The 8,911-nt window shown below is 70.8% G+C and carries 8 protein-coding genes and 1 pseudogene; 6 read left to right on the top strand and 3 right to left on the bottom strand.

Annotated features, from left to right (window positions below; all coding sequences use genetic code 11):
* From D7W79_RS33790 to D7W79_RS33780, 3 genes and pseudogenes are all read left to right on the top strand, one after another.
* Positions 1-414, top strand: a pseudogene (locus D7W79_RS33790) (hypothetical protein); the annotation flags it as partial.
* 60 nt (positions 415-474) lie between these two features.
* Positions 475-1,305 carry a hypothetical protein gene (locus tag D7W79_RS33785; RefSeq protein ID WP_147442180.1) on the top strand — a complete coding sequence of 277 codons (831 nt, stop codon included), beginning with the start codon at positions 475-477 and terminating at the stop codon, positions 1,303-1,305.
* Positions 1,306-1,322: 17 nt separating this feature from the next.
* Entirely contained in the window at positions 1,323-2,141 is an 819-nt protein-coding gene (locus D7W79_RS33780; protein WP_244222119.1) for a hypothetical protein, read from the top strand.
* Between the two features lie 31 nt (positions 2,142-2,172).
* Here D7W79_RS33780 and D7W79_RS33775 read toward each other — a convergent pair whose 3' ends face one another.
* Complete coding sequence (locus tag D7W79_RS33775) at positions 2,173-5,028, bottom strand: bifunctional acetate--CoA ligase family protein/GNAT family N-acetyltransferase (RefSeq protein ID WP_276375524.1); 2,856 nt, start codon at positions 5,026-5,028, stop codon at positions 2,173-2,175.
* Between the two features lie 59 nt (positions 5,029-5,087).
* Positions 5,088-5,981, bottom strand: coding sequence for an NmrA family NAD(P)-binding protein (locus tag D7W79_RS33770; RefSeq protein ID WP_120529454.1), 894 nt, complete (start codon positions 5,979-5,981; stop codon positions 5,088-5,090).
* Between the two features lie 81 nt (positions 5,982-6,062).
* On the opposite strand from D7W79_RS33770, the gene D7W79_RS33765 reads away from it, so the two are divergent.
* Positions 6,063-7,064: a LysR family transcriptional regulator gene (locus D7W79_RS33765; protein WP_244222118.1), complete on the top strand. Its 1,002-nt coding sequence runs from the start codon at positions 6,063-6,065 to the stop codon at positions 7,062-7,064.
* A 79-nt stretch (positions 7,065-7,143) separates the two neighbouring features.
* Positions 7,144-7,761 carry a DUF2378 family protein gene (locus tag D7W79_RS33760; protein ID WP_120529452.1) on the top strand — a complete coding sequence of 206 codons (618 nt, stop codon included), beginning with the start codon at positions 7,144-7,146 and terminating at the stop codon, positions 7,759-7,761.
* Here the strand turns inward: D7W79_RS33760 and D7W79_RS33755 are convergent.
* Complete coding sequence (locus D7W79_RS33755) at positions 7,712-8,563, bottom strand: tRNA (5-methylaminomethyl-2-thiouridine)(34)-methyltransferase MnmD (RefSeq protein WP_120529451.1); 852 nt, start codon at positions 8,561-8,563, stop codon at positions 7,712-7,714. The genes D7W79_RS33760 and D7W79_RS33755 overlap by 50 nt on opposite strands.
* 96 nt (positions 8,564-8,659) lie before the next feature.
* On the opposite strand from D7W79_RS33755, the gene D7W79_RS33750 reads away from it, so the two are divergent.
* A partial coding sequence (locus D7W79_RS33750; protein ID WP_147442179.1) for a hypothetical protein occupies positions 8,660-8,911 on the top strand: 252 nt, incomplete at its 3' end.

The raw sequence follows: 8,911 nt of genomic DNA, 5'->3' as shown, positions 1-8,911 counted from the left end.
GTGGAGCAGAAGCAGCCCGTGGAGCCGCCCGTGGCTCCGGAAGGCCAGCCGCCACAGCAGCAGACGGCTCCCGAAGAGAAGCGGCCGTCCGTGGAGCCAACGGATCCGCCCGCCGTGACGACCAGGACCAAGGCGCCACGTGGTGGCGGCGCCCCCGAGTCGATGCCGGACAGCGTGCGCGAGGACCTGGCCTCCGCGCAGAAGGCGCTGGACGCGTCGAACACGTCGGAAGCGCTGCGTCACATCCGGCGCAGCCAGCGCACGAAGATCACCGGCCTGTCGTTCTCGCTGCTCACCCGCGTGTACTGCCAGCAGCACGACCTGGCGAATGCGCGAGCACAATGGACCCGGGTCCCGGCAACGGAACGTCCAAGGGTCCGACAATACTGTTCGCAGTACGATATCGACCTCTAGGGTCGTCCGGGCGCGCGGAAGCTCCAGAGCGGGGGCGCGCCCTCAATTCAAGGAGTGGTCGTGAGAGTCCTACTGGCAGTGGGGGTCGTGGCGCTGTCCCTGGGGTGTTCCCGGGGCGTGCGGCCCGACAGCGCCGTGGCGGGCACGAAGCCCGTCACCGGCAAGGTGTATTCCAACGAGGCTGGCGAGCAGGTCACCCTCATCGGGCTGGAGCCCGGTGATGCGCACAAGGCGCTGGTGATGTTCGACGGCACGAAGAGCGAGCTGGACGGCCAGGTGCTCGTCGCGTCGGTGGGCGAGGAGCGGCGCAAGACGGAGTACTGGACGCAGTGGCGCGGCCACAAGCAGCGCTTCGTCTCCGTGGAGGACCGGGGCGGCTACGAGGACCTCATCTTCAGCAACGTGAACCACACGGGCTACACGCACCTGCAGCCGGACACGGCGAAGACGGGCGCGCTGAAGGTGGAGAAGGTCTTCGAGCGCTACCAGGACCTGGAAGGCGACAAGAAGTATCAGGCGATGCTCGTGTTCGACCGCAAGTTCTGGATGAGCCAGGCGGAGACGCAGCTGGGCGAGGCGCTCGCGGAGACGAACAAGGCGTGCGGCTCCAAGCTGACGTCCACCGTGGCGTGGGACTCTGTCACGGACAAGCAGATCAACGACATCTCCTATGGCAGCTACTGCGCGCGCCCGCTGGAGACGCTCCAGAAGCTGTGCGAGCGCTCCGACGAGGCCAGGCGCGCCGTCCAGCAGAAGATCCAGACGGTGGAGTGCCGCATGGACGCGCAGGCGGCGCTGAAGCTGGAAGCGCGCAAGGTCATCTGGGCCGTGACCGAAGGCGACCAGGTCCAGCCCGATAAGGCCACCTCCTACTTCACCGACTCCCTCTAGAACGAAAGCCCACCGACATGACGCTTCGACACATGGTCATCGCCCTGGGGCTCGTCCTGGCCCCGCAAGCCGCGCTCGCGATGGATCCCCCCTGGGGGCAGGAGCAGAAGCTGCGCGACCGCATGGTGCTGGAGTCCGCGAAGGTCTGCGCGGACGGCAAGGGCCACTACACGGTCCTCATCCCCCACTCGCCGGAGCTCGACGGCGGCACCCTGTACTACGGAGACGGCAAGACGTTCACGCAGGTGCCGCCCGTGGGCTACCCCACCAGCACCGAGGGTGGCTTCTTCGAGCCCCGCTTCTTCAACCCCAAGGCCAACGACAACTTCCGCGGCATGGACTACCGGGTCGTCTCGGACGTGAAGCTGAGCGACGACTTCAAGACGTGCGCGCTGCGCTGCGGTGAGAAGAACCTGCCCCAGCAGCCGGTGCCGGCGGACCAGGCCAAGGAGCTTCTGCGCAAGGCCACCTACCAGCCCAGCCCGGTGAAGTTCCAGCCGTACGCGCTGCTGCGCGACGACAAGGGCACGTACTACCTGGTGGAGCGCGGCATCGGCGCGGACAACAAGAGCTTCCGCATCTTCACGGGCCAGCGCGGCCAGGTGAAGCAGCAGAAGATGCTCAACGTCGTCACCGACTCGCAGGGGGAGATCTTCTCCACGCAGGGCGGCGACCTGCGCCTCGTGGTGGACCGCGAGGAGCCGTCGTTCTGGGTGGTGAAGAGCAAGCGCCAGAAGCTGCGCGCGGTGCCGGTGGGTGAGAACCTGCCGTTCATCTACAACGAGCTGGGCGTCTACACGGGCGCGCGGCTGGGCACGCCCTGCGACGACGTGTAGTGCCGTAGGGCCGTGAGGGCCCCGGGCACGGTCAGCCGTTGAGCACCTTCACGGCCTTCACCATGTCCGGGGCCAGCTCCTCGTGCTCCACGAGGGTGAACCCCAGCTTCTTGCTGACGGCCTGCATGCCGCGGTTGCGCGCGAGGATGTCCGCGACGATGCGGCGCAGGCCCCAGTCCCGGCCCACCTCCACCAGCCGCCGGAGCAGCTCCGTGCCCAGGCCCAGTCGCTGCGCGGGGTCGCTGACGGTGATGGCGAACTCCGCGTCCTTCGTGCCGCGAAGGCGCGTGAGCCGGCCCACCGCCAGTATCTCTCCCCCACCCTTCCCGTCTGGTGACGGCCGCACCGCGACGAGCGCCATCTCCCGCGCGTAGTCGTTGAAGCAGATGCGCGCCAGGCGCTCGTGGGCCACGCGCTGGCTGAGCTTCATCAGGCCCGCGTAGCGCATGAACACCGTCTGTTCGGACAGGGCCTGGTGGAACCGCCCCATGGCGGGCTCGTCCTCCGGGCGGATGGGGCGCACGAGCAGCTGCTCGCCGTTCTTCAGCGTGAGGACCTGCGCGTACTGGTGCGGATACGGCTCGATGGCGAGCTTCGGCAGCGCCGCGGCGGAGACGTCCGGCGGGTGCAGCACCACGCGCGCGTCCAGCGCGATGATGCGCTCGGCGGAGACGAGCAGCGGGTTGATGTCCAGCTCGCGGATGAAGGGCTGCTCCACCACCAGCTGGCTGAAGCGCACCATCAGCCGCTCCAGCGCGCCCAGGTCCACGGGCGCCCGGCCGCGCACGCCCTTGAGCGCGTGGTGGATGCGCGTGCGCTCCATCATCCGGCGCGCCAGCGTGGTGTTGAGGGGCGGCAGGCCCAGGGCCCGGTCCTGCATCACCTCCACCAGCGTGCCGCCCGCGCCGAAGAGCAGCACCGGGCCGAACTGCGCGTCCAGGCTGCTGCCGACAATCAGCTCGTAGCCATCCAGCTTCGCCATGGGCTGCACGGTGACGCCGTCGAACGCGTCCGCCAGCCCCCGCTCCGTGAGCGCGTCGCGGATGGCGCGGAAGGCCTCCCGCACGCGCGACTCGTCGCGCAGGTCCAGCCGCACGCCGCCCACGTCCGTCTTGTGCGTCACCGTGAGCGAGTGCAGCTTGAGCACCACGGGGAAGCCCAGCGTATGGGCCTTCGCCACCGCCTCGTCCTCGGAGGTGGCGAGCCACGTCTCCACGGTGGGGATGCCGTAGGCGGCCAGCAGCCGCTTGGACTCGTACTCGGACAGGAGGGTGCGGCCGGCGGCGCGGGCCTCGTCCACCAGGGCGCGCGCCACGTCACGGCCGCCGCCGGTGGGCTCCTCCGCCAGCGTGGGCGTCTCATAGAGCCCGGCGATGTTGTCCGAGTAGCGCCACATGTAGTTGAAGACGCGGGCCGCGGTGTCCGGGTAGCCGAAGGTCGGGATGCCCGCGTCGTTGAGGATGCGCTCGCCGGCTGCGACTTCGGAGCCGCCCATCCAGCTCGCGAGCACGGGCTTGCCGGGCAGCTTCGCGTAGCCCTTGAGGCGGTCCGCCGTCTGGGTGGGCTCCGTCATGTCCTGCGGGGTGAGGATGACGAGCAGGCCGTCGCTGTTGGGGTCCGCGCCGGTGGTCTCCAGCGCCTTCGCGTAGCGCTCCGCGTCCGCGTCTCCCAGGATGTCCACCGGGTTGGCGTGGCTCCACGGCGGCGGCAGGAAGGCGTCCAGTTGCTTCCGGGTGGCGTCGGACAGCACGGCCAGCTCGCCGCCGCCGGACACGAGCGCGTCCGTGGCGAGCACGGCGGGGCCGCCCGCGTTGGTGAGCAGCGTGAGCCTGCGGCCGGAGGGCCGGGGCTGGCGGGCCAGCACCTCCGCCATGTGGAAGAGGTCCTCGATGGAGTCCACGCGCAGCACGCCCGCGCGGCGGAAGGCGGCGGAGAGCACCTCGTCGCTGCCAGCGAGCGTGCCGGTGTGTGACGCGGCGGCCTGCGCGGCCTGCGCGGTGCGGCCGGCCTTGATGACGATGATGGGCTTGGTGAGGGCCACCTCGCGCGCGGCGGACAGGAAGGCGCGCGCGTCGCCGATGGACTCCATGTACAGCAGGATGGAGCGCGTCATCGGATCATCCGCGAGGAAGTCGATGAGGTCTCCCCAGCCCACGTCCAGCATGGAGCCCACGGAGACGAAGGCGCTGAAGCCCACGGCCTCGCGCAGGCTCCAGTCGAGGATGGACGTGAGCAGCGCGCCGGACTGGCTGATGAAGGCCACGTTGCCGGGGCGGGCCATGCCCTTGGCGAAGGTGGCGTTGAAGCCGCCCGTGGGACGCATCACGCCCAGGCAGTTGGGCCCGATGATGCGCAGGTTCGCGGCCTGCGCGATGCGAAGCACCTCCTGCTCCAGCTTCACGCCCTCCGGGCCCGTCTCCTTGAAGCCCGCGGAGATGATGATGGCGCCCTTGACGCCGACCTCCGCGCACTCGCGGATGATGGCCGGCACGGACTTCGCCGGGGTGACGATGACGGCCAGGTCCACGGCCTCCGGCAGCGCGCGCACGGACGGCCACGCCTTGATGCCGAGCACGTTGGGGCGCTGCGGGTTGACGGGATAGACGGTGCCGCCGAACGGGCTGCTGATGAGGTTCCAGAGGACGGTGCGGCCCACGCTGCCGGCGCGCTCGCTCGCCCCCACCACCGCGACGCTGCGCGGGGAGAAGAGGACCTCCAGCGGCTGACGCGTGCGCTGGTGGAGCAGGTCGAGGGAGGGGTCCGTCCGGGCCGGGGGCGTGGCGGGGCGTTGCTCGTCCATGGTGCGCTCGTGTTCGGTGGGGTGGCCGTACCGGTCAATCTCCGGTCGGCCCCCATCGTGCACCAGTGAGGAGGAAGCGGAAGACATGGCGGACGCTCCCCCGTCCGTTTTCGCCCGCGGGCCGGCGGGCGAACGTCGGTTTCCCCTTACGACGCGCGCGCCTGCTCCACCAACGGCTTGAGCACGGTGCTGGCGAACTCCGCCAGCGTGGTGGGCGTGGTGGTCTCCTTGGAGCGCGGCTCGGCCGCGTCCATGCGCCCGTCCTGGATGGCGCCGTACATCTCCACGAAGGAGTCCGCCATCCACGAAGGCATGCCCGCGCCCGTCATGCCGTTGCGCGCGTCCTCCAGCCCCACCCGCACGTACTTCACGGGCTGGCCCAGCACCTGGGTGAGGATGCTCGCGACCTGCGGATAGGTGAGGTCCTGCGGGCCGTGGACGCCCACGTAGCGGTGGCCCGTCCACGACGCGTCCGTCAGGAACTCGGCGGCCTTGGCCGCGATGTCCGCTGTCGCGACCATCGGGAAGGCCTTCGTCTCCGGGTTCGGGCTGTAGATGGCGCCGGCCTTCGCCAGGGTCTGCGCGTCGCGCAGCAGGTTCTCCATGAAGAAGCCCGCGCGCAGGCTGACGACGTTGGGCGCCGCCTGCTGGAAGGCCTCTTCAATGGGCTTGAGCGAGGACACCGGCCCGGAGCCCGGCCCGTTCTGCGCGCCGACGCTGGAGATGAGCACCACGCGCTTCACGCCGTGCGCCTTCACGCGCTCCGCGGCCAGCCGGCCGGTGCCCTTCGCCCAGTCGAGGAAGTCCGGACGGGGCGCGGGCGGCGTGAGCCAGAACAGCGCCTCCGCGCCCGCGAGCGCCGCGTCCAGCGTGGCCTGCTCGTCGATGGAGCCCTGCACCACCTTCGCGCCCAGCTTCACCAGGTCCGCCACCTTCTCCGGCGTGCGGGAGATGACCGTGACCTTGCGGCCGGCCTTCAGCAGCTTCTCGACGAGGGAACGGCCGATGTTGCCATTCGGGGTGTTGATGACGATGGACATGGGGTGCCTCCAGCGACAGCGGGATGGCGCAACAGTGCCCCCGCGCCCTGCATGAGGCCACTGCATGCTATGCATATCCCCATGCGCCGCGCTCATGAAACCCCGGCTCCGGTTCCCGACGAGGTCGACCTCTCCGGCATCAACCTCAACCTGATGGTGGCGCTGGACGCGCTCCTCCAGGAGGCGCACGTCACCCGCGCCGCCGCCCGCGTGGGCCTCACCCAGTCCGCGATGAGCCATGCGCTCGCCCAGCTGCGGGAGCTCTTGGGTGACGCGCTCCTCATCCGGGGCCGGGGCGGCATGGTGCTGACGCCGCGCGCGCAGCAGCTGGCCGCGCCGCTGCGGCGGGGGCTGGCGGAGCTGAAGCGGGCCCTCAAGCACGAGCCCCCCTTCGAACCCGCCACCGCGTCCCGCCGCTTCACCGTGGCCACGCGCGACTACTTCGGGACCGTGCTGCTGCCGGGCGCGCTGGAGCTCCTGGGCCGCGAGGCCCCCGGCGTGGACCTGTCCGTGCTGCACGTGGACAGCCACACGTATCCCGGGCTCCTGGAGCGGGGCGAGGTGGACCTGACCGTCGTCACGCCGCCGGTAGAGGCCGGGCCGGGCCTGCGCCAGAAGAAGCTGCTCACCGAGGACTTCGTCTGCGTGGTGCGCAAGGACCACCCCACCGTGCACCGCACGCTGGACCTGGACACCTACCTGAAGCTGTCCCACATCCTCATCAGCCCGCGCGGCGACGGCGTGGGCGCGGTGGACACGCTCCTGGCGAAGCGCGGCCTGCCCCCGCGCCGCATCGCCCTGCGGGTGCCCTACTTCCTCATCGCCCCGCTGGCGGTGTCGCGCTCGGATTACGTCCTCACCGCGCCCCGCCGCCTCATCGCCGCGTTCGGCGAGGCGTACGCGCTCCAGGTCTTCCCCCCGCCCATCCCGGTGCCGACCTTCGACATCATCCAGGTCTGGCACGAGCGCTTCGACGGCGACCCCGCCCACCAGTGGCTGCGCGGGCTCGTGGCGCGCGCCGTCAACGTGGGGTCTGAAAACACCCGGAGTTCACGAAGGGTGCGGCGCGCGCCAGCTTCCTGACACTCGGCGGGCACGACACTGAACGTCAGTACACAGGTGGGGGAGCATCGCATGGGGGGCTTCGTGTAGGGTGCTTCGCATGAATCCTGAGAAGCTTGTCTTCGCCCAGACCGTCGACGCGCTCTTCGTCCGAGCGCTGGAGAACCGGCTGACCCCCGCCTGCCGCGAGCACCTGAAGCGGGCGGGGCTGGACCTCGACCGCAAGCTGGAACGCACGTATTCGCTGGAACAGTGGCGGGAGTTCCTGCGCATCGCGGCCGGCCACGTCTATGGCGGCGTGCCCGCGGAGGCCGCGTACTACTCCCTGGGCGAGCGCTTCATGGACGCCTACTTCGGCACCTTCTTTGGCCGCGCCCTCCTGGGCGTGGGCCGGCTGGCCGGTCCCCGGCGGATGCTGCTGCGCGCGGACGTCGGCTTTCGCGCCGGCAACAACTTCAGTGAAGTCAAAATCGTGGAGCGTGGCGCGACGTCGCTGGAGCTGTGGATGAACGACGTGCTGGCGGATCAGCCGACGTTCGCGGCGGGGCTCCTGGCGCGCGCGGTGGCGCTGTGCGGGGGCTGGCGGGTGGTGGCGCTGCCGGAGGAGTTCGACGGCACGGCGGCGACGTTCCACCTGCGCTGGAGCGAGGCCCCCGTCGAGACGGCGCTCAGCGCCACTGAGGATGGGTCCGCAGGCGACGCTCGACCTCAGGCGTGAGGGTGCCCCCATGCGGGGCCCGGGAGGACGAGCGCTCCCAGCGCTCCAGCCACCGGGTCCCCAGCGGGGCGGCCAGTGATTCGTAGCGGGTCGAGGCCACGGTGGTCTCCCCCTTGGTGCCGGTGGACACGCCGGCGCCCACGTAGAACCCCGCGAGCAGCAGCGTGACGCGGGTGGGCGTGGCCGCGCTGTAGGTCATCAGCAGGGCGCCCTCCCCGTCCTCCCGGCAGTGCCGGCGCACCCGGGCGAGCACCGCTTCGGTCCACATGTCCGGGTTGGACGCGGGGGAGAACGGGTCGAAGAAGACGAGGTCGGCGGGGGGCAGTCCGGCGTCCGGCTCCAGGAAGGGCACCGCGTCCCCCAGTTTGAGGTCCCACCGGATGCCGGGCTCGGACCAGGTGCCGTGCTTCATGAGGCTCTCACAGGCCTCGCGGAACGGCTGGAGGAACGGGAAGCCCTCCGCGTCCGCGAGCGCCAGACGCAGCGGGGCCAGGTCCACCTCGAAGCTGACGACGTGCAGGTCGCGGGCGCGCTGGGGGCCCAGTTCGCGGGCGCGGGTGAGCGCGGCGACGGCGTTGGTGGCGGCGCCCAGGCCCACGTCGTGGATGACGAGCGGCGGGCCGGGCTTGCGCAGGCGGTCCGCGAGGCCGGGTTGATCCACGTAGAGGCGCAGGGCTTCCTGCCACGGCCCCACCGCGGGGTGCATGACCTCGCCATGGCCCAGGTGGCGCACGGCGCGGTGGCCGTTGCGCAGGGTGACGAGCTCGAAGTCGCCGTCGCGCGGATGGGAGGGCTCGGACATGGGGCTCCTGGCCTGGAGGGGATGTGTGGGAAAGGATGGGTCCCTAGCATGAGGACTCCAGGGCAGGAACATCGCGGAGAGCTTCACGGAGAGGACGTGCGGCACGGAGAGGCGCCCTTCGAGGGGGGCCGGGTGCGGCTGTCGCTCCGGGTGGACGCCGGGACGCGGCGCATCCAGGAAGCCGTGTGGGAGGCCCCCGAGGCGGTGGACGCGGGGCACCCGCTGGCGGCGTGCCTGGAGTCGCTGTGTCAGAACGCGGTGGGCATCGGGGTGGACGTGTTCCTGCGCTTCGATGACTTCCACCTGCGGGCGGGCTGTCCGGAGGGGCTGGAGGCGACGGAGGAGGCG

This window comes from Corallococcus exercitus, assembly GCF_003611585.1.
Lineage (GTDB): Bacteria > Myxococcota > Myxococcia > Myxococcales > Myxococcaceae > Corallococcus > Corallococcus exercitus.
The sequence above is the reverse complement of the archived record's forward strand: the minus strand, read 5'-3'. Positions and strand labels throughout refer to the sequence as shown.

What these genes read in the sequence shown, in the direction of transcription:
- D7W79_RS33755 (WP_120529451.1), bottom strand. Translation starts at nt 8,563, where the DNA reads ATGTCCGAGCCCTCCCATCCGCGCGACGGCGACTTCGAGCTCGTCACC.
- D7W79_RS33775 (WP_276375524.1), bottom strand. Translation starts at nt 5,028, where the DNA reads ATGTCTTCCGCTTCCTCCTCACTGGTGCACGATGGGGGCCGACCGGAG.
- D7W79_RS33760 (WP_120529452.1), top strand. Translation starts at nt 7,144, where the DNA reads ATGAATCCTGAGAAGCTTGTCTTCGCCCAGACCGTCGACGCGCTCTTC.
- D7W79_RS33770 (WP_120529454.1), bottom strand. Translation starts at nt 5,981, where the DNA reads ATGTCCATCGTCATCAACACCCCGAATGGCAACATCGGCCGTTCCCTC.
- D7W79_RS33765 (WP_244222118.1), top strand. Translation starts at nt 6,063, where the DNA reads ATGCGCCGCGCTCATGAAACCCCGGCTCCGGTTCCCGACGAGGTCGAC.
- D7W79_RS33780 (WP_244222119.1), top strand. Translation starts at nt 1,323, where the DNA reads ATGACGCTTCGACACATGGTCATCGCCCTGGGGCTCGTCCTGGCCCCG.